General features: G+C 66.3%; 21 protein-coding genes and 1 pseudogene. 12 read left to right on the top strand and 10 right to left on the bottom strand.

Going from position 1 to position 26901, the window contains the following annotated elements; all coding sequences use genetic code 11:
• From WDO72_05860 to WDO72_05825, 8 genes are all read left to right on the top strand, one after another.
• Complete coding sequence (locus WDO72_05860) at positions 1-2334, top strand: FdhF/YdeP family oxidoreductase (GenBank protein MEJ0085184.1); 2334 nt, start codon at positions 1-3, stop codon at positions 2332-2334.
• Positions 2335-2416: 82 nt separating this feature from the next.
• On the top strand, positions 2417-2788 hold the full coding sequence (locus WDO72_05855) for a hypothetical protein (GenBank protein MEJ0085183.1): 372 nt from the start codon (positions 2417-2419) through the stop codon (positions 2786-2788).
• 345 nt (positions 2789-3133) lie between these two features.
• The gene (gene kdpF, locus WDO72_05850) at positions 3134-3223 is read left to right on the top strand and encodes a K(+)-transporting ATPase subunit F (protein MEJ0085182.1); all 90 of its coding nucleotides are present in this window, start codon (positions 3134-3136) and stop codon (positions 3221-3223) included.
• Complete coding sequence (gene kdpA / locus WDO72_05845) at positions 3223-5025, top strand: potassium-transporting ATPase subunit KdpA (GenBank protein MEJ0085181.1); 1803 nt, start codon at positions 3223-3225, stop codon at positions 5023-5025. The genes kdpF and kdpA overlap by 1 nt, the downstream gene beginning before the upstream one ends.
• 13 nt (positions 5026-5038) lie before the next feature.
• On the top strand, positions 5039-7123 hold the full coding sequence (kdpB, locus tag WDO72_05840) for a potassium-transporting ATPase subunit KdpB (protein MEJ0085180.1): 2085 nt from the start codon (positions 5039-5041) through the stop codon (positions 7121-7123).
• Positions 7124-7145: 22 nt separating this feature from the next.
• Entirely contained in the window at positions 7146-7730 is a 585-nt protein-coding gene (gene kdpC, locus WDO72_05835; GenBank protein MEJ0085179.1) for a potassium-transporting ATPase subunit KdpC, read from the top strand.
• Between the two features lie 3 nt (positions 7731-7733).
• Positions 7734-10418, top strand: a complete 2685-nt coding sequence (locus WDO72_05830) for a sensor histidine kinase KdpD (GenBank protein ID MEJ0085178.1) — start codon at positions 7734-7736, stop codon at positions 10416-10418.
• 8 nt (positions 10419-10426) lie between these two features.
• On the top strand, positions 10427-11119 hold the full coding sequence (locus WDO72_05825; protein ID MEJ0085177.1) for a response regulator: 693 nt from the start codon (positions 10427-10429) through the stop codon (positions 11117-11119).
• 23 nt (positions 11120-11142) lie between these two features.
• Here the strand turns inward: WDO72_05825 and WDO72_05820 are convergent, their stop codons facing one another.
• The 8 genes and pseudogenes from WDO72_05820 to WDO72_05785 all read right to left on the bottom strand — a co-directional run bounded on the left by WDO72_05820 (position 11143) and on the right by WDO72_05785 (position 20678).
• Positions 11143-11880: a hypothetical protein gene (locus tag WDO72_05820; GenBank protein ID MEJ0085176.1), complete on the bottom strand. Its 738-nt coding sequence runs from the start codon at positions 11878-11880 to the stop codon at positions 11143-11145.
• Between the two features lie 89 nt (positions 11881-11969).
• Entirely contained in the window at positions 11970-12581 is a 612-nt protein-coding gene (locus WDO72_05815) for a hydrolase (protein MEJ0085175.1), read from the bottom strand.
• 434 nt (positions 12582-13015) lie between these two features.
• Positions 13016-13894 (bottom strand): annotated as a pseudogene (locus tag WDO72_05810) (alpha/beta hydrolase).
• A gap of 151 nt (positions 13895-14045) precedes the next feature.
• The gene (locus WDO72_05805) at positions 14046-14951 is read right to left on the bottom strand and encodes an AraC family transcriptional regulator (protein MEJ0085174.1); all 906 of its coding nucleotides are present in this window, start codon (positions 14949-14951) and stop codon (positions 14046-14048) included.
• A gap of 101 nt (positions 14952-15052) precedes the next feature.
• Positions 15053-15400 carry a PilZ domain-containing protein gene (locus tag WDO72_05800; GenBank protein ID MEJ0085173.1) on the bottom strand — a complete coding sequence of 116 codons (348 nt, stop codon included), beginning with the start codon at positions 15398-15400 and terminating at the stop codon, positions 15053-15055.
• The gene (locus WDO72_05795; protein MEJ0085172.1) at positions 15397-16389 is read right to left on the bottom strand and encodes a universal stress protein; all 993 of its coding nucleotides are present in this window, start codon (positions 16387-16389) and stop codon (positions 15397-15399) included. Before WDO72_05795 ends, WDO72_05800 begins: the two co-directional genes overlap by 4 nt.
• A gap of 92 nt (positions 16390-16481) precedes the next feature.
• Positions 16482-18878 carry a phosphoketolase family protein gene (locus tag WDO72_05790; GenBank protein ID MEJ0085171.1) on the bottom strand — a complete coding sequence of 799 codons (2397 nt, stop codon included), beginning with the start codon at positions 18876-18878 and terminating at the stop codon, positions 16482-16484.
• Positions 18879-18902: 24 nt separating this feature from the next.
• Positions 18903-20678, bottom strand: coding sequence for an acetate/propionate family kinase (locus WDO72_05785; GenBank protein ID MEJ0085170.1), 1776 nt, complete (start codon positions 20676-20678; stop codon positions 18903-18905).
• Between the two features lie 205 nt (positions 20679-20883).
• Here WDO72_05785 and WDO72_05780 point away from each other — a divergent pair, with 205 nt between their 5' ends.
• Positions 20884-21546 (top strand): c-type cytochrome, encoded by a 663-nt coding sequence (locus tag WDO72_05780; GenBank protein MEJ0085169.1) that lies wholly within the window; start codon positions 20884-20886, stop codon positions 21544-21546.
• Positions 21547-21551: 5 nt separating this feature from the next.
• Here the strand turns inward: WDO72_05780 and WDO72_05775 are convergent, their stop codons facing one another.
• Positions 21552-22175: a response regulator gene (locus WDO72_05775; GenBank protein MEJ0085168.1), complete on the bottom strand. Its 624-nt coding sequence runs from the start codon at positions 22173-22175 to the stop codon at positions 21552-21554.
• A 222-nt stretch (positions 22176-22397) separates the two neighbouring features.
• On the opposite strand from WDO72_05775, the gene WDO72_05770 reads away from it, so the two are divergent.
• Positions 22398-23255 carry a universal stress protein gene (locus WDO72_05770; GenBank protein ID MEJ0085167.1) on the top strand — a complete coding sequence of 286 codons (858 nt, stop codon included), beginning with the start codon at positions 22398-22400 and terminating at the stop codon, positions 23253-23255.
• Here the strand turns inward: WDO72_05770 and WDO72_05765 are convergent.
• Positions 23211-24722 carry an ATP-binding protein gene (locus tag WDO72_05765; GenBank protein ID MEJ0085166.1) on the bottom strand — a complete coding sequence of 504 codons (1512 nt, stop codon included), beginning with the start codon at positions 24720-24722 and terminating at the stop codon, positions 23211-23213. The genes WDO72_05770 and WDO72_05765 overlap by 45 nt on opposite strands.
• 181 nt (positions 24723-24903) lie before the next feature.
• Between WDO72_05765 and WDO72_05760 the strand changes: the two genes are divergently transcribed.
• Positions 24904-25353, top strand: coding sequence for a hypothetical protein (locus WDO72_05760; protein MEJ0085165.1), 450 nt, complete (start codon positions 24904-24906; stop codon positions 25351-25353).
• A 101-nt stretch (positions 25354-25454) separates the two neighbouring features.
• Positions 25455-26897 carry a cytochrome-c oxidase, cbb3-type subunit I gene (ccoN, locus tag WDO72_05755; protein MEJ0085164.1) on the top strand — a complete coding sequence of 481 codons (1443 nt, stop codon included), beginning with the start codon at positions 25455-25457 and terminating at the stop codon, positions 26895-26897.
• Positions 26898-26901 lie beyond the last annotated feature (4 nt).

Genomic DNA, 26901 nt, shown 5'->3' with positions numbered 1-26901 from the left:
ATGGCACCCAAACGCGAGATTCCCGGCGTTCGTCCCTACGGCAGCGCAGCCGGCGGCTGGGGCGCACTACGCGCCGTCGCGAGCGCGGTGCGCGAGCAGATGGACCTGGTGGAAGCGCCGGGTACGTTGCTGCGCATGAACAAGCCCGAGGGCTTCGATTGTCCGGGCTGCGCGTGGCCCGACAAGAAGCACACCTCGACGTTTCAATTCTGCGAGAACGGCGCCAAGGCCGTGACCTGGGAGGCCACGCGCAAGCGCGCGCCGCCGGAATTCTTTGCCAGTCATACCGTGTCGTCGCTGCTGGCGCGCAGCGACTACGAGCTGGAGGACGAGGGACGCCTGACTCACCCGATGGCGTACGACAGCGCCTCCGACACGTATCAGGCCATCGAGTGGGCGGAGGCTTTCGCGCGCATCGGTGCGATCCTGCGTGCGTTGCCAGACGCCAACATGCTCGAGCTCTACACCTCCGGGCGCGCATCGAACGAGGCCGCATTCCTGTATCAACTGTTCGGTCGCGAGTTCGGCACCAACAACTTTCCAGACTGCTCGAACATGTGCCACGAGGCCACCAGCGTGGGCCTGCCGAAGTCCCTCGGCATGGGCAAGGGCAGCGTATCGCTCGAGGATTTTGATTCCTGCGAGCTGCTGATCGCGATGGGCCACAACCCGGGCACCAACCATCCACGCATGATGGAGACGCTCTACCAGATGGGCGAGCGCGGAGTGCCCATCATCGTTTTCAATCCATTGCGGGAGCGCGCGCTGGAGCGCTTCACCGATCCGCAGGACCCCGTCGAGATGGGCCTGCTCGGCAGAGGGAAGTCAGGCTCCACGCGCATCGCGTCGGCGTATCACCTCGTCAAGGTCGGCGGCGATGCCGCGGCGTTGAAAGGCATCATGAAGGCCGTGCTGGCGCTGGAGGCGGAAAAGCCGGGCCAGGCACTCGACGCGCAGTTCATCGCGGAACATACCCGCGGGTTCGAAGATCTGGTCGCCGACCTGGACGCCACGCACTGGGATGACATCGAGGTTCTGAGCGGGCTCTCGCGCGCGGCGCTCGAATCCGTGGCGCAGGCGTACGTGGCTTCCAACGCGACCATCGTGAGTTATGGCATGGGCATGACTCAACACATCCGCGGAACCGCCAACGTCCAGCAGATCGCCAACCTGCTGCTGCTGCGCGGAAACATCGGCAAGCCCGGCGCCGGCATCTGCCCGTTGCGCGGCCATTCGAACGTGCAGGGCGATCGCAGTGTAGGCATCACCGAAAAACCTTCGCCCCCGATGCTGGAGCGGATCGAGGCGGCGTTCGGATTCAAGCCGCCGCGCGAGCACGGGCATGACGCGGTGCGCGCCATGGAAGCCATCATCGAAGGACGATCGAAAGCGCTGGTGTGCCTGGGCGGCAACCTGGCCGTCGCGTTGTCCGACACGACGCGCTGCCTGCGCGCGCTGCGCGGGCTCGACCTGGTCGTGCACATCGGCACGAAACTCAATCGCTCGCACCTGCTGGTGGGCAAACAAGCCTTCCTGTTCCCCTGCCTGGGACGCACCGAGCGGGACATCCAGGCCGGTGGCGCGCAAGCCATCACCGTCGAGGACTCCATGTCGATGGTGCATGCGTCGCGCGGCAAACTACCGCCGGCATCTCCACAGCTTCTTTCGGAGCCCGCGATCATCGCCGGCATCGCGCAGGCCGCATTGCCGTCGAGCCGCGTGCCCTGGGCGCTGCTGGTGGCCGACTACGACCGGATCCGCGCCGGCATCGAAGCGGTGTTTCCGGAGTTCGCGGACTACAACGCCCGCATCCGCGTGCCCGGCGGCTTCCGCCTGCCGCTGCCCCATGCCGAGCGTGTCTGGAAAACCGCCTCGGGGAAGGCGGAGTTCCTGGTGATGGCCGGGCTCATGGAGAATCCTGCGGCCGGAGCCGATGCGCTGCAGCTAACTACGCTGCGAAGCCACGACCAGTACAACACGACCATCTACGGAATGGACGATCGTTATCGCGGAATTTTCGGCCGACGGGATGTGTTGTTCATGAACGAAGCCGATCTGCTGGCTCGCGGCCTCGAACATGGCGATGTCGTGGACGTGGAAAGCCTCGTGGCTCCCGGCCGCATGCTGCGCATGACCGGACTCACGGCCGTGGCGCACGAGATTGCGGCCGGATCGGTCGCTACCTACTATCCGGAAGCGAACGTGCTGCTGCCGCTCGAGCACATGGATCCGCAGAGCGGCACGCCCGGCTACAAATGCATCCCGGTGTCGGTGCGCAAGTCGCAGCCTGTTGCACCTGCAATCGAAGTTCCTGCTGTTGAAATCGCCCGATAACGGGGCAGCGCGAGTCTCACTCCCGATGTGCAGCCAGGCTGTCACAGCGTCTCCGCGCGATTACTGACAGGAGTGAATGTCCATGAAAAGAAATCACATGAAACTGGCTGCGGCGGGTGGCAAGGCGCTCGCGCTGCTGCTGGGCATGACCCCGATCGTGGATGCGACCACGCCGAAGGAAGAATACTCGGCGATGCAACACGAATTCGACCTGGAAACCGGCGAGAAACTGCTGCTCTCGCATCGCCATAAGATCGCGTCCTATCGCATCTGCGTCGATGCATTCCAGGGCTCCGTACCGCTCAAGATCTTCGTCGATGGCAAGGAAAGCCTGATCCCGGTGGCGGCGTGCGAAACCATCACGGGCAAACACATCAACGTGGAAGCCGGGGCCAAACTTCCGAGCGGCGAATACCTCGTGGCGCGGTTCCGGCAATTGCGGGAAAAGTCGTAGCGAGGGCGTGAGCCCGGCCGCAAGCGCGAGAAAAGTTCACACCGTTTTGCCTTCCGGCGGCTGCGCAGCGAGGCCATTCTTCCCGGCAAGGAGAAATGGTCATGCGCTTCACACGACGCCGCCTACGCAGGGTTGCAACGCTTCGCCACCAGCTCGAATCGCTGGGCGCTGGCGCAGATCGCTCGCCCGCCGCCGCCCGATCCAGGCCGAGCCGTTCGGACTACCTGTTGGGATTGATCCTGCACGCGAGGTATCCATGGAAATCGTGATCATTGGTTTCACGGTCGGCTTGAGCGCCGCCACCTGTCTCATCTATCGCCTGGCAGCCGCTTTGCAGGAGCGCCCATGAACCTCATGGACTGGATCGGGCTGCTGCTGTGCCTCGGCATCTTTGTCTACCTGGTCGTGGCGCTGCTCTACCCGGAGAAATTCTGATGACTGCGCAAGGCACCTTCCAGGTACTCGTGTACCTCGGCGTTCTGATCGCGCTGGCCAAACCAATGGGCTCGTTCATGGCCGCGGTGTACGAAGGCCGGCGCACGTTCCTCTCGCCGCTGGTGCGCCCGCTCGAAGGATGGATCTACCGGGTGGCCGGCGTCGACGAGAAGGCCGAGACCGGCTGGAAGCGTTACGCGGCTGCGCTGCTGCTGGTCAACCTGCTGGGCCTCGTCGTGGTCTATCTACTGCAGCGGCTGCAGGGCGTGTTGCCGCTCAATCCGCAGCACTTCACCGCGGTGGGCGCGGATTCCTCGTTCAACACGGCGGTGAGTTTCGCGACCAACACGAACTGGCAGGGTTACGTCGGCGAATCGACGATGAGTTACCTGACCCAGATGCTGGGTCTCGCCGTGCAGAATTTCCTCTCCGCCGCCACCGGCATGGCGGTGCTGGTCGCGCTGATCCGCGGCTTCGCGCGTCGGCAGGTGGCCGAGATCGGCAACTTCTGGGTGGATTTCACCCGCAGCACGCTCTACATCCTGCTGCCCTTGTCGTTGTTGCTCGCGTTCGCGCTCGCGTCCCAGGGCGTGGTGCAGAGCTTCCAGTCTTACCGCAGCGTGGCGCTGGTCGAGCCGTTGAGCATCGAGACACCGGTGAAAAATGACGCGGGCGAAGCGGTCGTCGATGCGTCGGGCCAGCCCGTGGTGAAGACCGAGCGGGTTACGACGCAGACCGTGCCGCTCGGCCCCGCGGCGAGCCAGATCGCGATCAAACAACTGGGCACCAATGGCGGCGGCTTCTTCAACGCGAACTCCGCGCATCCGCTCGAGAACCCGACGCCGTTGTCGAATTTCCTCGAAGTGCTCGCCATCCTGCTGATCCCGGCGGCGCTCTGCTACACGTTCGGCGTCATGGTGAAGGACCGGCGCCAGGGCTGGGCCGTCCTGATCGCGATGCTGGTGATCTTCGTGCCGCTGACCTTCGGCTGTATCGCGTTCGAGCAGTCGGGCAATCCGCAGTTCGCGTCGCTCGGCGCCGATCAGGCGGCCTCCGCCCTGCAGTCGGGCGGCAACATGGAAGGCAAGGAGACGCGCTTCGGCATCGCGAACTCCGGCCTGTGGGCGACGGCGACGACGGCGGCGTCGAACGGTTCCGTGAACGCCATGCACGGCTCGTTCACACCACTCGGCGGCATGGTGCCGATGTGGCTCATGCAGCTCGGCGAGGTGGTGTTCGGCGGCGCCGGCAGCGGCCTGTACGGCATGTTGATGTTCGCCATCGTCGCGGTGTTCATCGCCGGGCTCATGGTCGGCCGGACGCCGGAATATCTCGGCAAGAAGGTCGAGAGCTTCGAGATGAAGATGGCGTCGCTGACGCTGCTCATCCCGCCGGCGCTGGCGCTGGTCGGCACCGCCATCGCGAGCGTTGTGCCCGCCGGCACGGCGAGTGTGGGTAATCCCGGTCCGCATGGATTCTCGGAAATCCTGTACGCGTTCTCCTCGGCCGGCAACAACAACGGCAGTGCGTTCGCGAGCATCTCGGCGAACACGCCGTTCTACAACGTGGCGCTCGGCATCGCCATGTGGATCTCGCGCTACTGGCTGATCATTCCGGTGCTCGCGATCGCAGGCAGTCTGGCCGCGAAGCGTGCCACCGCGGTCACGGTCGGCACCTTGCCGACGCACACGCCGCTGTTCATCACGATGCTGGTGGGCGTGGTGTTGCTAGTGGGTGCACTCACGTTCGTGCCGGCGCTGGCGCTCGGCCCCGTGGTCGAGCACCTGCAGATGTTGAAATAACGAAGGTTGAATCATGAACGCAACTGCAATCGGCACCGGCCCACGTACCCGCTTCATCACGCGGCCGATCCTCGGCGGCGCGCTGCGCGACAGCTTCGTCAAGCTCGATCCGCGCGTTCAATTCCGCAATCCCGTGATGTTCGTGGTGTACGTCGGCAGCATCCTCACTACCGTCATCGGCATTGCGGCCGCGCTCGGCGCGGCGAGTGACGCGGGCCGCCCGGCCTTCGTGCTGCAGGTGTCGGCGTGGTTGTGGTTGACGGTGTTGTTCGCCAACTTCGCGGAGGCGGTCGCGGAAGGGCGCGGCAAGGCCCAGGCGGCGACGTTGCGCGCCATGCGCCGGCACGTGCTTGCGAAGCGCATCGTCGGGCAACGCCATGAGCATGAGACGGTCGAAGCGGGCGCGCTCAAGCGCGGCGACCTGGTGCTGGTCGAAGCCAACGATACGATCCCCGCGGACGGCGAAGTGGTGGAAGGCGTGGCCTCGGTCAACGAGAGCGCGGTCACCGGCGAATCCGCGCCGGTGCTGCGCGAGGCCGGCGGCGATTTCTCTTCCGTGACGGGCGGCACGCGGGTGTTGTCGGACTGGTTAGTCGTGCGCGTCACCAGCCGCGAGGGCGAGGGTTTTCTCGATCGCATGATCGCGATGGTCGAAGGTGCCTCGCGCGCGCGCACGCCGAACGAGATCGCGCTGGCCATCCTGCTGGCCATGATGACGCTGGTTTTCCTGCTGGCGACCGCCACCCTCGCGCCGTTCTCGGCGTATGCCGTCGCGAGCTCGGGCAGCGGGTCGGTGGTCACGATCACCGTGCTCGTGGCGCTGCTCGTGTGTCTGATTCCCACCACCATCGGTGGCCTGCTGTCGGCCATCGGCATCGCGGGCATGGACCGCATGGTGCGTGCCAATGTCATTGCAACTTCCGGACGCGCCGTGGAGGCAGCGGGCGACGTGGACGTGTTGCTGCTGGACAAGACCGGCACGATCACGCTCGGCGATCGCCATGCCACGGCGTTTCATCCCGCGCCCGGCGTCGAGATGCGCGAGCTGGCCGACGCCTCACAACTGGCCTCGCTGGCGGACGAGACGCCCGAGGGCCGCTCCATCGTCGTGCTCGCGAAGCAGCAGTTCCAGCTGCGCGGCCGCGATCTCGGCGCGACCCCGCACACGTTTCACAAGTTCTCCGCGCAGACCCGCATGAGCGGTGTCGATCTCGACGGCCGCACCCTGCGCAAAGGCGCCGTGGACGCGATCCGCAAGTTCGTGGGCGAGCAGGGCGGCGCCTGGCCGGCGACGGTCGGCGAACTGGTGGATACCGTAGCGCGCCGCGGCTCGACGCCGCTGGTGGTGGCCGACGGTAAACGCGCGCTCGGCGTCGTGGAGCTGCGCGACATCGTCAAGGGCGGCATTCGGGAGCGTTTTGCCGAGCTGAGGCAGATGGGCATCAAGACCGTGATGGTCACCGGCGACAACCGGCTCACCGCGGCGGCCATCGCGGCCGAGGCGGGCGTCGATGAATTCCTCGCCGAGGCAACGCCCGAGGCGAAACTCGAGCTGATCCGGCGGCATCAGAAAGAAGGCCACCTCGTTGCGATGTGCGGCGACGGCACCAACGATGCACCCGCGCTCGCGCAGGCGGACGTCGCTGTGGCGATGAATACCGGCACGCAGGCGGCCAAGGAAGCCGGCAACATGGTGGATCTCGATTCGAACCCCACCAAGCTCATCGAAGTGGTGGACGTGGGCAAACAGATGCTGGTCACGCGCGGCGCGCTCACCACGTTTTCCATCGCCAACGACGTCGCGAAATACTTCGCCATCATCCCGGCGGCCTTCGCGACTACCTACCCGGCGCTCGATCGGCTCAACGTGATGCGCCTCACCAGCCCCGAAAGCGCGATCCTGTCCGCCATCATTTTCAACGCGCTCATCATCATCGTGCTCGTGCCGCTGGCGTTGCGCGGCGTCAAGACCCGCGCCACGTCCGCGGCCGCGCTGCTGCGGCGGAACATGTTGATATACGGCCTGGGCGGCATCCTGCTGCCGTTCGCGGGGATCAAGCTCATCGACATGCTGCTGGCGGCGCTCGGAATAGTTTGAGGAGCATTTCATGGAGAAGGGCATGTTGCGAGAACTGAAAGCCACGCTGGTGATCTTCGCGTTGTTGACTGTCATCACCGGAGTCGCCTATCCAGGTGTGGTGTGGATCTTCGCCCAGCTGGCGGTGCCCGAGCGCGCCACCGGCAGCGTCATCGAAAGGGATGGCAAGGCAGTCGGCTCGAAGCTGCTTGGCCAGTCTTTCACGAGCCCGCGTTACTTCTGGGGCCGCCCGTCCGCGACCGGTCCGTTTCCCGACAACGGCGCCGTGTCTTCGGGCTCGAACCAGGCGGCGACCAATCCGGCATTACTCACCGCGGTGAAAGACCGGATTGCCGCGTTGCGCGCCGCGGATCCGGGCAATACCGCACCGGTGCCGGTGGATCTCGTCACCGCGTCCGGCAGTGGTCTCGACCCGCATATTTCGCCGGCCGCGGCCGAGTATCAGGCCGGGCGCGTCGCGCGCGCCCGCGGCATCGACGTGGCCGGCGTGCGCAAGCTGATCGCCGCCGCGACCCAAGGACGCACGTTCGGCTTCCTCGGCGAACCGCGCGTCAATGTGCTGGAATTGAATCTCGCGCTCGACGCGCAGGGCAAACAGGCGAACTGATCCATGTCCGAACAGCGGCCGGATCCCGATGAGCTGCTGGAACACGTAAAGGCCGAAGAAGCCCGGGCCCGGCGCGGGCGGCTGCGGATTTTCTTCGGCGCCACCGCCGGCGTCGGCAAGACCTACGCCATGCTCGAAGCCGCGCGCGCGGCACGCGCCAACGGCGTGGATCTCGCCATCGGCTACGTCGAGCCGCATGGCCGCGTCGAGACCGAGCGGCTGATGGACGGTCTCGAGCTGCTGCCCACGCTAGCCGTGCGATACCACGACATCGTGCGCCAGGAGTTCAACCTGGACGCGGCGCTCGCGCGGCATCCGGCTGTCCTCGTCGTCGACGAGCTCGCGCACTCCAATGTTTCGGGTGGTGAACCCGCGCCGCGCCATCCGAAGCGCTGGCAGGACATCGAAGAGCTGCTGGAGGCCGGCATCGATGTCTGGACCACCGTCAACGTCCAGCATCTCGAAAGCCTCAATGACGTCGTCGCGCAGATCACGGGCGTCAGGCAGCGCGAGACCTTGCCCGACCGCATCTTCGACGAGGCGCATGAGGTCGAGTTGATAGACCTGCCGCCGGACGACCTGCTGGCGCGGCTGCGCGCCGGCAAGATCTACCGGCCGCAGGATGCCGACACCGCCAGCGATCGTTTCTTCCGCCGGCCGAACCTGCTCGCGCTGCGCGAGCTGGCGTTGCGGCGCATGACCGATCGGCTCGAGGTTGCTGCGCGCACGGCGCGCGCACCCGACGATGAATCACGCGGCTGGCTGGCGCGCGACCGCGTGCTGGTCGCGACCGGTCCGGATCCGCAATCCGAACAGACGATCCGTTCCGGCAAACGCCTGGCGGATGCGCTCGATGCCGAATGGACCGTGGTCTACGTGGAGACGCCGGCGCTGCTGCGGCTGTCGGAGAAGGAACGCGACCGGCGCATTGCGCTGCTGCGGCTGGCGGAATCGCTGGGCGCGGAGACGGTGACGCTCGGTGGCACCTCCGCCGTGAACGCACTGCTCGAGTACGCGACCACGCGGCGCTTTACGCGCGTCGTGCTCGGCGCCCCGAAGCGGCGCGGCTGGCGCGCCTGGTTGCGGCCGTCGGCGGCCACTGCGCTGGCGCTGCGCGCGCGCGATTTCGATGTCATCACCATTGCCGCGCGCGGTCAGCCGGACCTGCCGCGGCCGCCGCCGGGTGAACGCGCGCAGCCGATCCGCTGGAGCCGGTATGTCGCCACGCTCGCGATCACGGCCGCCTGCACCGGCGTCGCGCAGCTCATGTTTCCGTATCTCGAGCTCTCGAATCTCGTGATGGTCTATCTACTAGGGGTCACGGCCACGGGGCTGCGTTTCGGGCACGGCCCCTCGGTGCTGGCGGCCGTGTTGAACGTCGCCGCCTTCGACTTCTTCTTCGTGCCGCCGCGGTTCACGTTGGCGGTGGGCGACGCCGAGTATCTGGTCACCTTCGGCGTGATGCTGACCATCGCGCTGGTCATCGCGACGCTGATGGCGAACGTGCGTCAGCAGACGCGGGTGGCCGGCGCGCGCGAGCGGCGCACCGCGCTGCTGTACCGCATGAGCCGGGAGCTCGCCGCGACGCGCGGCACCGCGGGCATCGCGCGCAGCGCGGTGAAACACGTGGCCGAAGGGTTCCAATGCGCGGCGGTGCTGTTGCTGCCGGGGGATTCCGGAAATCTTCACTGGCCGCGCGATCCTCCGGGCGAAGGTTCGTACCGCGGCGCGGATCTGGCGGTGGCGCAGTGGGTGCTCGATCATGGGCGCCGCGCGGGATTCGGCTCCGACACGTTACCGGCCGCGCCCGCGCTCTACCTGCCGCTCGGCGATTCGCGGCGCTTGTTAGGCGTGCTGGCGGTGCTGCCGCACAACCGGCGGCTGGTGTTGCTGCCCGAGCAGCTGCACCTGCTCGAGACCTTTGCCGGGCAGATCGGCCTGGCACTCGAACGTGAGCTGCTGGCCGCGCAGGCGGAAGCGGCGCGCGTGGCATCGCAGAGCGAGAGTCTGCGCAACACCTTGCTGGCGTCGATCTCGCATGACCTGCGCACGCCGCTCGCGGTCATGGCGGGCGCCGGCAGCACACTCGCGCAACACGGGCCGTCGCTCGACGAAAACACGCGCCAGGCGCTGGCCCGGACCATCGAAACGCGCGCACGCGAGATGTCGGAGCTCGTCTCGAACGTGCTCGACCTGACGCGATTCGAGGCGGGCGTGCCGGCGCTGCGCCGCGACTGGGAATCTATCGACGACCTGGTGGCCGTGGCGCTCGAGCGCCTGCAGCACCGCCTCGTGGATCATCCGGTCGATCTCGAACTACCCGACGACCTGCCGCCGATGTACGTGGATGCAACACTGGTCGTGCAGCTGCTGGTCAATCTGTTCGACAATTTCATCAAGTACACGCCGGCTGGAACCCACGCCACGATCACGGCGGTGCCGGAAGCCGCCTGGTTGCGCGTTGTCGTCGACGACAATGGCCCGGGGTTGCCGCCGGGCGATCCCGCCCGTCTGTTCGACAAGTTCCAGCGCGGCGACGGCGAGGGCGTGATCGCGGGCGTGGGCCTGGGGCTTGCGATCTGCCGCGCGATCGCCCAGGCGCATGGGGGCGACATCCGCGCCGCCGCGCGGCCGGGTGGCGGCGCGCGTTTCGAGTTCACGCTGCCCACCGTTGCGGCACCGGCATGACGCTGGCGATGCACCAGGTGCTCGTAGTGGAAGACGATGCGGGCATCCGCGACGTGCTGCGCGCGCTGCTCAGCGCAGCTAACTATCGGGTCATCGAGGCAGCCTCCGCGGCGCGCGGCGAGATCGAGGCGCGCGCCCACAAGCCGGACCTCGCGATCGTGGACCTCGGCCTGCCGGATCGCGACGGCGTGGAGCTGATTCGCGCGGTGCGGTCCTGGTCGGCCGTGCCCATCATCGTGCTGTCGGCGCGGACCGCGGAGGCGCAGAAGATCGCGGCGCTCGATGCGGGCGCGGACGACTATGTGACCAAGCCGTTTGGTGCCGACGAGTTGCTGGCGCGCGTGCGCGCCGCGCTGCGCCGCACCGCCACCGGTGCGCTGCCGTCTTCGGTGATCCGGCTGGGCGCGGTCGTCATCGACCTCGCCCGGCGCGAAGCGCACGGGCTGTCACCCGCCAGCCACCTGACGCCGCTCGAATTCCGCGTGCTCGAGAACCTGGCGCGTCAGCCCGGCACGATCGTAAAGCAGGACCGCCTGATCCGGGAGGTGTGGGGACCGGCGCAGGTTGACGACACGCGCAGCCTGCGGGTTTGCATCAGGAAATTGCGCGCCAAGCTCGAGCCGGATCCACAGCGGCCGCGCTATCTCGTCACCGAGGCCGGGCTCGGCTATCGCTTGCGTGTCGACGACCCGCAGCCTTGAGTGAACGACGCGACTGCGGAAGATCAGGTGCGATCGACGCGAACGGAATCGATGTCGATGGTGATGGGTGCGAATTCCTGGTTGGCGACACCCTGCTCGTCGTGCAGGTGCACTCGCCGCCGTGTTGAAAACACGAAACCGTCGAAGACCCTGGGATCATGCGTGTAGTGCGCGACCGGTGGACTCCCGGTCACATCGGGGGAGTAGTCCATCCGGCGCTGCATGAACTCATCGTCGTAGTAAAAAATCTGGCTGGCATTGTGATTCGCGATCGATGGCGGAAACGTCACGGCGAGTCGCCGCCAGCTTTGCGCACCTTCCGCCCAGGGCTCGATCTCACGCGCGTCGACACCCGGTTGCGTGAACACGAAAGGTTCCGTCAAGTAGTTCCAGACGGCGGCGCTCGTGAAGTAGGCCACCTGGATCGCGTCCCAGGGCGTGCTGAACGGGTCGAATGCTCCGGGAAAAGTCAGGCGTGGATCGAGACGCTGTTCTATCACCTGGCCATCGGCGGTCGAGATCGTCACACGCTCTGGCCCAACTTCCAGCACCGACGCGCGGCCTTCCGCGGTGAAGGGTTCGAAACGGATGTGCTCCCGGTGCGGATCGATGGTGACGGTTTGTTTGGCGTAGACATCGGGCCAGCCGCGCGCGCCCCAGAAGGGGCCGCCCAGCGACATCTGCGCGGTGATCCGCGTGATACCGGCCCAGTTGTGCAATCCGCCGTGTGCGTCCAGAACCGCCGAAAGCAGCTTGTCCATCCCGATCTCCCTGCATTGCACCTGGGAGCGGGATCAGAGCACAGGCCTGCCGGCGAAAGGATTGCACATTGGTATCGATCGACGGCGGCTCAGTGCCCTTCGACGGCAAACAGGATGTCCGCGAATCCGGCCGTGGTCTTCTCGCGATTCCAGTCGCGTTGCAGCTCGCAGATGAGCTGCACCCAGCCGACCGGTTTCGCGCCGGCCTGCACGAGCCGCAGCACGCCTAGGTCATGCGCTTCGGGAGAGGTGCCTCCCACGCAGTCGATGACTGGATAGACCTCGAAACCTTCCCGGATCGCATCGAGCGCGGGATGGACGAGGCAGACTTCAGTCCAGAGCGCCGCCATGATGAGTTTTTTGCGGCCCGTGGCCTTCACGGCACGCACGAAATCCTCGTCCTCCCACGCATTGATGGATGTCCGGTCGAAGGTCTGCACGCCGCCCAACACGTCCGTGATCTGGTGAATGGTGGGCTGGTTGCGGCCGGTCTTCACGTTCACCGTGGAGAGCACGATCGGCAACCCGTAGAGTTTCCCGATCCGCGCGAGCGCGGTGATGTTGGTGACCAGTTCGCGCTTCGGGCGGGACTGGATCGACGCGACCTGTACCGGCTGGAAATCGATGATCACCAGCGCGGCGTTCTGCGGCGTGAGCAGGTGATCGGCAACCGGATCGCGGATGGCCTTGAACGAAGTCATGGACGTTCCCCTAACTAGCGTACCTTCGTTCCGGAGGAAGCGACGTAGGTGGTATCCGTCGGGCCTTGCCCCGTGATGTAGACGACGGCCGGCAGATCGCCCGTGAAGGCGAAATGCGGCTGGCCCGCGGGCTCGGTGTAGAAACCGCCGGGTCCCAGCGTTCGCGTTGCGGACTCGTTGGCCTTCTCGCCGTAGCCAAAATGCCATTCGCCCGAGACGACGAGCGCGGTGCGATTGTCGCGATGGCTGTGCGCGGCAATCCGCGTGCGGGCGGGGACGCGGATCTCGAACGCGTACGGGCCGGGCGCATTCGGATCGCCCGACAGGACGGTGGTCTGCACGCCGCTCAGTCCCGAGGTTCCCGCGCCGGCACCATCGCGCGACAGCGCATCGACCTCCGCCGACGTCAGCCGTGCTTCCGCCAGCGCGGCGCCGCGGTCCAGGAAAGCGCGAATCGCCGCGACGGTCGCCTGCGTTTGCTCTTCCATCAGCCAGTGACCGGAGTTGGCGATCACGGCCTCGTGCACGTCGTCGGCGGCGAACCGCATCACGAACGCCATCGTGGAGCCGAAGGAGTGATCGCCGCCGATGGCGAGCACCGGCATCTTCAAGCGTCCGACGGCCGCCGACGCGCGGTTGTCGATCGCGTCCTGATCGAAGGCCGCGAACTGCCGGAAGCCCGCGTGCATGCGGCCGGGCTGCGCGTACAGCGCCGCATAGTGGCGTCGCGATTCTTCCGGAAAATGCGCGGGGTCGGCCGAGAATTCGTTCCAGAACCGGTCGAGATAGATGCGCTCGCGGCCGGCGACCAGCCGTTCCATGTCGGGACCGCCGAAACGGAAATGCCACAGCAAGGGATTCTTGAGGATCTCGTCCCACGGCCCGATTCCCGGCACCGGCGCGTCCATCATCACGAGCCGTGTCGTGCGGTCCTGATGAGCCTGGGCGAATGCGAACGCGACCATGTTGCCGATGTCGTGGCCGACGACGTCGGCACGTTCGATGTGCAGCGCGCTGAGCACGCCAGCGATGTCTTCCGCCTGATTCTTCTTGGTGAAGCCGTCCGCAGCGAGCGCCGAAAGCCCCATGCCGCGCAGGTCCGGTACGACGACGGTGTGTTTACTCGCCAGAGCGGCGGCCAGCGGCACCCACATGTCGCCCGTGTCGCCGTATCCGTGGATGAGCACCACCGCCGGTCCCGTTCCGCCGACGCGCACGTGCAACGTGGTTCCATTGGTGGCGATTTCCTGCGTGCGGAAGCCGGCGGGAAAATCGAAGCTGTCGGCGCGCGCCGGTGCGGCGATCGGCAGCAAGGCTGCGCAGGTCCACGCGAAAACGCGGACGGTGAATTGAGTTGCCACGGAAGTTGCTCCCTGAATGCTGAATGCGGGCGCGAGTCTCGCCGCCGGCACCCGGGAGTTCTTGGAGATTCCTGACGGCGGTTCGCGAAAACCGCCGCGGCGTCTATTGCACCAGCTTGCGCCAGGCGCCGGGACTGGCGCCGACGATGCCGGTGAATACACGCGTGAAGTGGCTTTGATCCGCGAAGCCGCAGGCGGCGGCGATGTCGGTCAGCGAGCGGTCGGCATCGCGCAGCAACGACTTGGCGCGCAGTACCCGTTGCAGCAGCAACCAGCGATGCGGTGGTGTTCCCACGCTGCGTTTGAACGCACGCGCGAAGTAGTTTGACGACAACCCACAGGCCGCGGCCGGCTCGGCCAGCGAAATGTCCTCGCCGAGCCGCGCGATCATGAGATCGGTGGCGCAGCGCACCTGCCAGGGCGCGAGTCCACCGCGCCGGCCGTGCGCCGGTACCCGCATGCCGCCGAAGGCGACCGCGAAATAGGTGTGGGTCGCCACCAGCAGGTGGTCGGCGTACATCGCCCCGATTTCATCGGGACGTTCGAGCGCGGGCAGCAGCGCGGCACCCAGATGCCACACGGTGGGATCGAACACCCCGCGCTCGCAGGTGAGCGTGGCGATGCGCGGCGCGCCGTGTTCGTTGGAGATCTCGTTGAGCGCCGCGCGCGACACGTAGAAATGCAGCACGTCGAACGGGCTATCCAGATGCGCGGTCGGCTCCTGCTCGAGATCGACGATGCTGGTGGTCCGTGCGGCATAACCGCCGCGATAGACCGAACGCCCGCCGATGAACAGCTCGCGCTTGGGTGAATCCCGCAGCTGCAGCAGGACGGAGAACGCGGACTCCGGCGGCAGGGCGGATGTCAGGCCGTGGCCCGGCGTGTCGCGCCGGATGCGGGTTACGGCGAGCTTCGGCTTTCGCGGCGCGATGGTGACGAGGTGTGCGCTCGAGTCGGCACGAAAGTATTTCGCGAGGCCATCGCCGTAGGCGCCTGAGGCCGGCTGCATGTGATCTCATTGTGGCCACTGGCCACGGCTGGCGGATGGGAAGGTCTCGTGTTGCGAGCCTACCCCAGAGACCGCCGGCCAACCAACCGCGATTGCGTGCCTCATGCGGCGCAGGGATCGCGCGTCTCGAGCCCGGCGCCGTCCGGCGCGATGCCTCGAATGAATGCCATGACCTGTGGCGACGCCATGTCGCGCCACTCGATGGCCAGGCTTCCGGACTGCGACCGGACCACGCAGGCCGGGATCTCGCGCGGCTCCGCGTTTTCTCCCGGCAGCGAGACGCTGATGTCGGCGTGCACCGGGACCTCGAGCGCCGTGGTGAGCAGCGCGCCGCTCAGGCTGACATCGCTCACGCGTCCGACGCCGCGCACGCAGCCGTCGCGCGTGATCACCACTGCAACGTTGGCCGGTACGCGCTGGCCCCACCGATGTTCGGCCGAGCTACTCATGGCAGCGGCATCAGCGGAGCAGGCACGACGACTCGCATGCCGCGAGACTTCCCGTTGACACGGCTTTCAAAGCGCGGTGGCTTGACGACGAAGATGTCGCAGGGAAGGGCGCTCAACACGCGCTCGGCGGTATTGCCGATGAAGACCCGTTTGAGTCCCGAGCGCGACACCGCACCCATCACGACGACCTGCGCGCGCAGCTTGCGGGCCAGTTTGGGAATGGCGTACACGGGATCGCCGTCGATTTCGTGGCGGCGCCCGCGCGGAATTTTCGCGTCATCAGCGAAGGCCTTGAAGTCCGCGCGGTCGTTGCGCTTCTGCTGCTCGTAGGTTTCCGCCAGCGTCACGGCATCTATGCCCGGGTCTCCGAGCGTGAGCCCGACGAACGCGGGATAACAGGCATGCATGGCGTGCAACGAACCGCCCAGTCCCGTGGCCAGATCTTTACCGCGGGAGACGATTTCCGTATCGAGGCGCGCCGGCTTTGCGTGCGCGTGGGCCGGATCGACCGCGGCGAGAATTCGCGGCCGGCTGTAGACATTGGTATTTCGCAGCAACAATACCGGCAGCGCGCTGGTCCGCAGCAGCTCCCAGTCGGTGAGATGCATGAGCCAGGGGGCGAGACGACGTCCCTCGTGGCATTCGGCGATGATGAGGTCGGCACCGCTGTGGTCGGCGCGGCGGACGATGGCTTCGTGCGGTGGATAGTCCCATTCGACCTTGCAGGTCACCTCGACGCCGCGCGTGTTCGCGCGCGCGACATGCGCTTCGAGCCGGCGGCGCCGCAACTCCAGCGCCTCGCGTTTGAGCTCGCCGAGCGATGTCTGCGTGAGCGGCTGCAAATCGAGGAACACGGGCGTGGAGATCGCATGGAAGAGTTCGATCGACGCGCCGAGCTTCCTCGCGATGCGTATGGCCTTGTCGATGCCGCGCTGCCGCCGCGAGTCGGGGTTCTTCACCGCGAACAGGATCCGTCGAAAGGTGCTCATGTCGGCTCTCCGGGTCGCCTTGACCTGCGAAAGATGATGTCCGCCGCGCGTCCGCGGTGCGATGCGTAGCAACGCCTAAGACGTCGGGGATGTTACGTATGGGTGCTGCCCGGCGCCGCGTTCCAGCGCCAGTTGCGGATCTCGGGCATGTCCTCGCCGTGCTCCCGGATGTATCCATGGTGCTCGCGAAGTTTGTCGTGCAGCTTTTCCTGCAGTGCGATGCCGCGGTCGCCGGTACGCGGCAGACGGTCGATGGCGCTGATCACGAGGTGAAAACGATCGAGCTCGTTCATCACCGTCATGTCGAAAGGCGTGGTGATGGTGCCTTCCTCCATGTAACCGCGCACGTGGATGTTGTCGTGATTCGTGCGCCGGTACGTCAGCCGGTGGATCAGGGCCGGATACCCGTGAAAGGCGAATATCACCGGCACCGAGGCGGTGAACAGCGAATCGAAGTCGAAGTCGTTGAGTCCGTGGGGGTGCGCCGAGTGCGGCTGGAGCCGCATCAGATCGACCACATTGACCACGCGCACTTTGACCTCCGGCAAATGCTCCCGGAGGATCGACACGGCGGCCAGCGTCTCGAGCGTGGGTACATCGCCGCAGCAGGCCATCACGACGTCGGGCGCTGAGCCGGCATCGTTGCTCGCCCAATGCCATGTGCCGATGCCCGCCGCGCAGTGCGCAGCGGCGGCGTCCATGGGCAGCCACTGCGGCGCCGGGTGTTTGCCCGCGATGACCACGTTCACGTAGTGGCGGCTGCGCAGGCAGTGGTCCATCACTGACAAAAGGCAGTTGCCGTCGGGCGGTAGATAGACCCGCACGACGTCCGCCTTCTTGTTCACGACGTGATCGATGAAGCCGGGGTCCTGGTGCGAGAAGCCGTTGTGGTCCTGGCGCCAGACATGTGAGGCGAGCAGGTAGTTGAGCGAGGCGAGCCGGTGGCGCCACGGCAGATGCGCCGTGACCTTGAGCCACTTGGCGTGCTGGTTGAACATCGAATCGATGACGTGGATGAAGGCCTCGTAGCAGTTGAACAGGCCGTGCCGTCCGGTCAGCAGGTAGCCCTCGAGCCAGCCTTCGCATTGATGTTCGCTCAGCATGGAGTCGAGCACGCGGCCGGAACGCGCGAGGTGTTCGTCACCCACGCCGGTCTGGGCCTCCCATTGGCGGTCGGTCGCATCGAACAATGCGCCGAGCCCGTTCGACACCGTCTCGTCCGGCCCGAACACGCGAAAATTGCGCTGCTGCTGGTTGAGCCGCATCACGTCCCGCAGGAATGGCGCCAGGATGCGCGTGTCGCCCGGGCCTGAAACCCCCGGCGTCTTCACTTCGAAGGCGTAGTCGCGGAAGTCCGGCATCGCAAGGTCGCGCAGCAACTGGCCGCCATTGGCGTGCGGATTCGCTCCCATGCGACGCGCGCCGCGCGGCGACAACGCGGCGATGTCGGGCGCGAGTCGGCCGCCGGCGTCGAACAACTCTTCGGGCCGGTAGCTGCGCAGCCAGTCCTCGAGCAATTGCAGATGTTCCGGATGCGCGTCCGGATGCAGCGGCACCTGGTGCGCGCGGAACGTGCCCTCGACCTGGTTGCCGTCCACGACCTTGGGGCCGGTCCAGCCCTTCGGTGATTCGAGCACGATCATCGGCCAATGAGGCCGCGTTGCATCGTTGCCGCTGCGCGCGTTGTGCTGGATGCGGCGTATCTGCCCGAGCGCCGTTTCGAGCGCGGCGGACATCGCCTGGTGCATCGGCGCCGCTTCGTGGCCGCTCACGAAATACGGCGTCCATCCATAGCCGCACAGCAGCTGCTCGAGCTCCTCGCGGCCGATGCGGGCCAACAAGGTGGGGTTGGCTATCTTGTAGCCGTTCAAGTGCAGGATGGGCAGCACCGCTCCATCGCCGACCGGGTCGAGAAACTTGTTGGAATGCCAGGCCGTCGCCAGCGGTCCGGTCTCCGCCTCGCCATCACCCACGACGCAGGCGACGATGAGATCGGGATTGTCGAACACCGCACCGAAGGCGTGGCTCAGCGAATAGCCGAGCTCGCCGCCTTCGTGAATCGAGCCGGGGCATTCGGGCGATACATGACTCGGAATGCCGCCCGGAAAGGAGAACTGCCGGCAGAGTTTGCGCAAGCCGTCCTCGTCCTGCCCGATCTCTGGATAGATCTCGCTGTAGGTGCCTTCCAGGTAGGTGTTGGCCACCATCGCGGGCCCGCCGTGCCCGGGCCCGGAGACATAGATCATGTCGAGCGCGTGTTTGTTGATCGCATGGTTGAGGTGCGCGTAGATGAAGTTCTGCCCCGGCGTCGTGCCCCAGTGTCCGAGCAGCATGCGTTTGACGTCCGTCGGCGCGAGCGGTCGCCGCAACAGCGGATTGTCGAAGAGAAATATCTGCCCGACGGATAGATAGTTGGCCGCGCGCCACCAGGCATCGATCCGGTGCAGTTCTTCGGGCGTGAGCGCGGCTGTCTGGGGCATCTGGTTCATCCTGGTGTTCGGGTCCTGGTGGGACTATCGCCGGGCGGGGATCAGCTCGGCCGTCGAGCCGGGTTGCACGCCGGCCGCATTCGCTTCGTCCGTATCGAGATGCAATTCCAGCGTGAACGCCGGAGATACGCGCACGCTCACGTCGTCGAATCGCAGGTCGCGGCCGTCGCTGTCGATGCGCACCGAGACGGAGTCGCAGTCGGCGATTCCGAACCGCTGCGCATCGGCCGGGTTCATGTGGATGTGTCGGCGCGCGCAGATCACGCCCTGCGAAAGCGTGATGGTGCCGTGTGGCCCTTCGAGAGTCGCGCCGGGTGAATTGGCGAGATCGCCCGATATCCGCACCGGGGCGTCGATCCCGAGAATGAATTCGTCGCTGCGCGAGACTTCCACCTGGTCATGCGCACGCGGCGGGCCCATCAGGCGCACGTGCGGCAGCGCGCCGCGCGGACCGATCACGCGGACGGTCTCCTGCGCGGAGAACTGCCCGGTCTGGGACAACGCAGTTTTCGGTTGCAACACGTAACCCGGCCCGAACAGCCGGTCCAGGCTCGCCTGCGTCAGGTGCGCGTGTCGCGCGGACACGGCGATCGGAATGCGCAGGTTCACCGCGGGCCGCGGCAGTGAGGTCAGGAGCTGCGCGGCGGCGGCAGCCATCGCCGCTTCTTCGTTCGCACGCACGACCAGGATGCGAACCTGCGAATCGTGGCGCGCAATGTCGAGGATGGGCCGGTGCGCATCGATGCGCGCGTCGCGATTGTGTGCTTCGTCGAGCACCGCGCCGAGAAAACCCATGCGCTGCATGCAACGGTGCCGGACGAGCGCGCTGTGTTCGCCGACACCGCCCGTGAAGGCGATCGCATCGACGCCGCCCATCACTGCCGCGTACGCGCCCAGGTATTTGCGGATGCGGTGCGTGTAGAGACCGATCGCGAGCCGGCACTCTTCATCCCCTTCGCCAGCGCGCCGCTCGATTTCACGCAGATCATCGGTGCCCGCGAGGCCGGTGAGTCCCGCGCGCCTGTTGAGCAACTGCTCGAGATCGGCGCGTGGAAACTCGCGCGAAAGTTCGAGCACGATGCCGGGGTCCAGGTCGCCAGCACGGCTTCCCATCACGAGGCCCTCGAGTGGGGTCATGCCCATGCTGGTCTCGACGCTGCGACCGTATTCGATCGCCGCGACGCTGGCGCCGCTGCCGAGATGGCAGGAGATCACGCGCATCTCTTGCGGCTGCCGCGACAGATGCGCGGCCACGCGCGTGCCGACGTCGCCATGGCTGATCCCGTGGAAGCCGAAGCGGCGGATGCCGAAGCGCGCACGCAGCTCCGCGGGCAGCGCGTACTCGCGTGCGCGGCGCGGCAGCGTGCCGTGGAAGGCCGTGTCGAACACCGCGATCTGCGGGACATTGGCGAACAACGCGCGCGCGCGCCGGATTGCCAGGATCGCCGGCGGATTGTGCAGTGGCGCCAGCCGTTCGAGCGCGGTGAGCTGCGCGAGCATTTCATCGTCGACCAGGGTCGGCGCCGTGAAGAGTTCACCGCCGTGCACGACCCGGTGTACGACGGCGTCGATCCGGCCGAAATCCATCCAGCGCTGCTGCAGCTCCGCGAGTGCGGTATCGATCGCGGCGGCGATATCGAGCTGCGCCGACAGTGCGCGGCGCACATCGCCGATGACCAGCGCCGCCGAGTCGCGGCCGATGTCCTCGATGCGAAGGCCGAAACCGTTCGCGGCCGAACCGCTGTCTACCACGGCGCACTTGATCGACGAACTGCCGCAATTGATGGCGAGCACGCGCATGGATCAGCGGCCCCTCGACGACGTGACGTTTCTCGACGGGTGCATTTTGGCTCCTCGACGCGCCGGGGCGGTGCCGCGGCGAGCGAGTGAACACTATTACACTGGCGCTGCGAAAGGAGCCGTGGGATTTGCGGACGACATGCGGTCTACCACGTATATGACTGCCCCGCGCCGCTTGCTAAAAGCCTCCACGGAGGAGATACCCATGAAAACTTTCGCCCTGAGCGCGTACCTTGCCCTGTTGTTGCCTGTCCTTGCTTGCGCCGCGTCCACGGCGCAACGGGAGCTCGCAGGCGCGTTGCGCGCGACCCCCGACGCAGCCAACGGTGAGGCGCTGTTCGATCATTGCGCCTCGTGCCATGGCGCCGACGGGGGCGGGCAATCGGACGGATCTACGCCGCGCATCGCGGGGCAGCACTTCCGCGTACTCGTCAAACAACTGGTGGATTTCCGCTCCGGCAAACGCTGGGATTTCCGCATGGAGGGCGCGGCCGAGCAGCACCATCTCGCCGGCCCACAGGACATCGCCGACGTCGCCGCGTACGTGAGCAAACTGACGCGGCCGGGAACGCGCGGCATCGGCAGCGGGGAATTCGCTGCGCTGGGGAGCCAGCTGTACGCGGACCAGTGCGCGTCTTGCCACGGCGCCGCGGCCGAAGGAAATGCGCAGCGCAGCGTGCCGCGCCTTGCCGGCCAGCACTATGGCTACCTGATGCGGCAGATGTACGACGCGGTGGATGGCCGCCGCCCCGCATTGCCGCGGCTGCATTCGCAGCGCATCGCGCCGCTCGACTTCGAGCAGGTACGCGCGCTCGCGGACTATCTGTCCCGCATCGGCTGGCAGAGCGGCGAACCTCTGCAGCCCTGACTACCTCACCGCGCGGCGGCGTGATCGAGATCCATCATCATGCGCACGAGCTCTGCGACGGAATGCGCATCCATCTTTTCCATGACGCGCGCGCGGTGAATTTCGACGGTACGCGGACTGACCGACAGTTTCTGCGCGATGGCCTTGTTCTGCAGTCCCTGCGTGAGCAGATCCAGCACCTCGCGTTCGCGCGGCGTCAGCTCGCCGAGATGGGCCTTGATCCGCGCGTGCTCTCCGAGCGACTTGCGCAGCTCGGCGTGTTTGGTGATCGCCCGCTGGATGCGATCCAGCAGGTCCTGGTCGCGGAACGGCTTCTGCAGGAAATCGAAGGCGCCGTGCTGCATGGCCTCGACGGCCATCGGGATGTCCGCGTGGCCGGACATGAAGATCACCGGGATGACGGCGCCGCGCAGGTTGAGCTGCTGCTGCAATTCGAGCCCGCTCATGCCCGGCATGCGGATATCGAGCACCAGGCAACCCTGCTGGGAAGGTTGATAGGACGCCAGGAATTCCCGCGCCGACGCAAACAAGGTGCTGTTCAATCCGACCGACTTGAGCAATACACGCATGGCGTTGCGCACGCCGGCGTCATCGTCCACCACCATGACGGTCGCTGCGTCGTCGTTCATGAAACTTCGATCTCCTTGGCCTCGATAGTACCGCCGTGCGCGCACGCGATGGAATGACCGATGGCGAGTCCCTTCCTCATACGCAGTATTCCTGATGCTGTAAGTAGGCGGGCGAATGTAATCGCCCGCGGCTGGCTGCCACGCTGCCGCCATGCTCGACTCCAGCGACGATCCATCGACAGCCACCCGCGGTCCGCTGCGCGCCGCAGCGGAAAGCTGAGCATGGAGAAGCTCACGCGAATCCTGGCGGTCGCCGACAAAGTCGAAGACGGTGCCGTCCTGCTCGAGAAGGCGGTGGCGCTGGCGCGCCGCTTCGGCGCGCACATCGAGCTGCTGCTGCACGAATCCCTGCATGCGCAGGCCTTTGCGACGCTGTGCTCCACGCTGCACTACGACGAAGTCACGCTGTCGAGCATGCCGCGCGGCGCCGGTCCGCTGCACGAAGCGGTGCTGCGGCATGCGCTCGCCACACATCCGGACCTGATCATGAAGGCGGCCTGCGGCTCGCATCCGCTGCGGCGCTGGACGCTGGGCGAAAGCGACTTCCGCCTCACCAGCGAAAGTCTGTCTCCCGTGCTGCTGCTGCGGCACAGGGCCTGGTCGAATCCCGCGCGTTTTGCCGCTGCGGTGGACGTGGCAGACGACGCATCGGCGGAGCAGGCGCGCGCCATCCTGCAGACGGCGGGTTTCATCGCGCTCGGCTGCGGCGCGCAGATGGACATCCTCTACAGCGAGCGGGAACGGGTCGACGAGCGCGTGCGCATGGCGCGCGCAGTCAAGCTGGCGCGGCTGGTGCGTGAATTCCACGTCGGTTGCGAACGCATCGAGCTGTACGACGGCATGCCCGAATCGACACTTCCCGCAATCGCCACGGCACGACGCTACGACGTGCTCGTGCTGGGAGCGCGCTCGCATCAACCGGCCCGCAAGGCGCTGTTCGGCACGACCACGAGCCAGATGGCCGATGCCACGGAAGGCGACGTGCTGCTCGTCAACGCGCCGCTGCGCGAGCTCAAGGCCGCGCGCGCCGCGTTCTCACTCGGCGAGCAGCGACCTGACGAGCGAGAGCAACTCCTTTGAATTGACCGGTTTGCTCGCGATGCGCAGGTTGGCGTCGGCCTGCAGCTCGCGCACCACCGACGATGTGTCGCCCGTCACGAGAATGGCCTTCATCGAATGGCCGAGCACGGCGCGGGCAGCGGAAATCACCTCGGTGCCGGTCCGTTCCGCTTCGAGATGAAAATCCGTGACGAGCAGATCGAAATCGGGGTGCTCCTGGAGCAGGGCCAGCGCCTCGGCGGCGCCAGCGACGGCGGTGACGTGAAATCCCTCGATTTTGAACAACATGCGCATGGCATTACGCACGCCGGGTTCGTCTTCCACCAGCAGCAGCCTGAATGCGCCGCTGGCTTCCACGTCGCCGGTTGTGGATTCGCCGCTTGCCGGCGTCGATGCCGGTGAGTGCTGCGCCACCGGCAATTCGAACGTGAATACCGATCCCTGCCCGGGCGTCGAGCGTACGTGCACGTTCAGATCGAGTAGTTTGGCGATGCGCTGCACGATCGACAGGCCGAGGCCGTAGCCCTGCCGCGAGCTGTTGGGTGATACCCCGATCTGATAGAACTCCTCGAATATGTGCGGCAGCTGGTCGGCCGCGATACCGACGCCGGTGTCGCGGACTTCGACGCGCAGCTTCGACCCCGTGCGCTCGCTGCGCAGCTCGATCGAGCCCGAATGCGTGTACTTGAGGGCGTTGGAGACGAGGTTGCGCAGCACCTGGCCGATGAGCGCCGGATCCGAATGCGTGCGCTCGTGGGGCGAATCCGTCGCGAAGCGCAGCCCCTTGCTCGCGGCGACGCTCGCGAACTCGCGCCGCAGCTCCTCGAACAGCGGTGCGAGCTCGAAGTCGGTCGGCTCCAGTTTGATGGCGCCGGATTCGAGCTTGCTGATGTCGAGCAACGCGTTGATGAGGCGCGACATGGCGTCGACCGCCTGTTCCTGCTGTTCGACCACGTCGCGCGAATCTGCGTCGGTGACCATGCGCCGCAACGCGCCTGTGAGGAGGCCGAGCGTCTGCAGGGGCTGGCGCAGATCGTGGCTGGCCGTGGCTAGAAAGCGGCTCTTGGCGAGGTTCGCGTGTTCGGCGTCGCGGCGTGCTTCGGTCAGCGCCTGCTCGACGCGTTTGCGTTCGCTGACGTCGCGGATGGCCGCGGCCACCATGGTTTCCTCACCCATCCTGAGCGGACTCAGGCTGATCTCCACCGGAAACTCGCTGCCGTCCTTGCGGGTTGCGAACAGGTCGAGGCCCGCGCCCATGGGGCGGACCCGCACATTGCCGGTGTAGTTCGTCCGATGCCCCACGTGCCGGTGACGGAAGCGCTCCGGCAACAACACTTCCACGGGTCCGCCGACGATGTCGGCGCTCGGGAAACCGAACAATGCTTCGACCTGCGCGTTCGCGAAGAGGATGTTGCCCGAGGGGTCGATGATCACCATGGCGTCCGGCAATGCATCGAGCACGCCGCGCACGAGCGAGGAAGTCAGCATGGAAGCGAACTCGTCATGGGCGTGGGCGGACGAGGATTGCACCGTCGGAACAAGGGCGCAAGTCGCGGGCGTCATCGCCGCATCCTCGCGCGGCGGCGGCGGCGCGGGCATACGGGGCATTCCCTACGCGTACGCAACGCTACGGATTTGCCGCCCGCACGTGCCGGACGAAAATTCATGCATGAGCAACAGTTCGCGCGGCGCACGCCTGGCAGCACTCGCCGCGATTTCTCCGGCCGGCGCGGTGCTCGGGGGCCTCATCGACGAGCACCTTCGCCAGGGTTTCACGATCTGGCTTGGTGCCTGCCGCACTGCCGGATATTCCTTTGCCGCCGTGATCAGCTTCACGCTGCAACTGCTGCCGAACGCCGTCGCCGGCGCCTTGCTGGGCGCACTGCTCGTACAGCTGCTCGCGTTTTCCGCGCGGCATCGCGGCGGCAGCGTCGATGAGTGCCTCGCCGCACATGCCGGCTGTTTCATCGCCATGCCGGTGGGGATCATGCTCTGTGCGCAGGCGTTGCCGGTCGGCCTGACATTGCTGCTGGAGATCGCGCTCGCCGCCTTCGCGGCACTCGGCATGCTTGCATTGACGAAACACGCTTCGAAGACTCACCGCAGCTCGCATCCGTAGTGCTACGTATCCGCGCCGCGGCGCGTGCGTAGTCGCGCGTATTTTTTCGCGTGCGCAACGCGCTGAAAATTCCACAGTCCTGACAACACGCGTGGTCCGCCATGAATTCTCCCGTCGCCGCGGCTGCTCCCGGCGCGCCTACCTACAACGACAAGGCCATCCGGCAATTCGCCGTGATGACCATCGTGTGGGGGATCGTCGGCATGGCGGTCGGCGCGGTGATCGCCGCGCAGCTCATCTGGCCCGATCTCAATCTCGGCCCGTGGCTTTCCTACGGCCGCCTGCGGCCGCTGCACACCAACGCGGTGATATTCGCGTTCGGCGGCTGTGCGCTGTTCGCCACTTCCTATTACATCGTGCAACGCACCTGTCACGTGGGGCTGTTCGGCGGCGACAAACTTGCCGCATTCACGTTCTGGGGATGGCAGGCGGTCATCGTGCTCGCCGCGATCACGCTGCCGGCCGGCATGACGAGCGGCAAGGAGTACGCGGAGCTCGAATGGCCCATCGACATCCTCATCGCAGTGGTGTGGGTCACGTACGCCGTCGTGTTCCTGGGCACGCTGGTCAAGCGCCGCGTTTCGCACATCTACGTCGCGAACTGGTTTTTCGCCGCGTTCATCATCACAGTCGCGGTGCTGCACATCGTCAACAGCGCCGAGATCCCGGTGTCGATGACGAAGTCGTATTCCATCTACGCCGGCACCGTCGACGCGATGGTGCAGTGGTGGTACGGGCACAATGCGGTGGGCTTTTTCCTGACGGCGGGTTTCCTCGGCATGATGTATTACTTCGTGCCCAAGCAGGCCGGCCGGCCTGTCTACTCGTACCGCCTGTCGATCGTGCATTTCTGGGCGCTCATCTCCATCTACATGTGGGCCGGCCCGCATCACCTGCACTACACCACGCTGCCCGACTGGGCGCAGTCGCTGGGCATGGTGTTCTCGCTGATCCTGCTCGCGCCGTCCTGGGGCGGCATGATCAACGGCCTCATGACGCTGTCGGGCGCCTGGCACAAGCTGCGCACGGATCCGATCCTCAAGTTCATGGTCGTCGCGCTGTCGTTCTACGGCATGTCGACGTTCGAGGGTCCGATGATGTCGATCAAGACGGTCAACGCGCTGTCTCACTACACCGACTGGACCATCGGTCACGTGCACTCCGGCGCGCTCGGCTGGGTGGCGATGATCACCATCGCCTGCATCTACTCCATGTGGCCGAAACTCGTCGGCAAGAAGGAGATGTGGAGCACGCGGCTCATCGACTGGCACTTCTGGAGCACGACCATCGGCGTGGTGCTGTACGTCGCGGCGATGTGGATCGCGGGCGTCATGCAGGGCCTCATGTGGCGCGCCACGAACGATGATGGCTCGCTGACCTACTCGTTCGTCGAAGCCCTGAACGCCACCTATCCTTACTACGCGGTGCGTTTGTTAGGCGGTGTCATGGTGCTGTCGGGCATGTTCCTGATGGCCTACAACGCCTGGAAGACAGCCGGCAGCCAGTCCCGCGTGCCCGCCGTGGCGATTCCGGAGCCCGTATGAAACC

Source organism: Pseudomonadota bacterium (assembly GCA_037200975.1).
In the GTDB taxonomy this organism is placed as follows: Bacteria; Pseudomonadota; Gammaproteobacteria; order Steroidobacterales; family Steroidobacteraceae; genus CADEED01.
The sequence above is the reverse complement of the archived record's forward strand: the minus strand, read 5'-3'. Positions and strand labels throughout refer to the sequence as shown.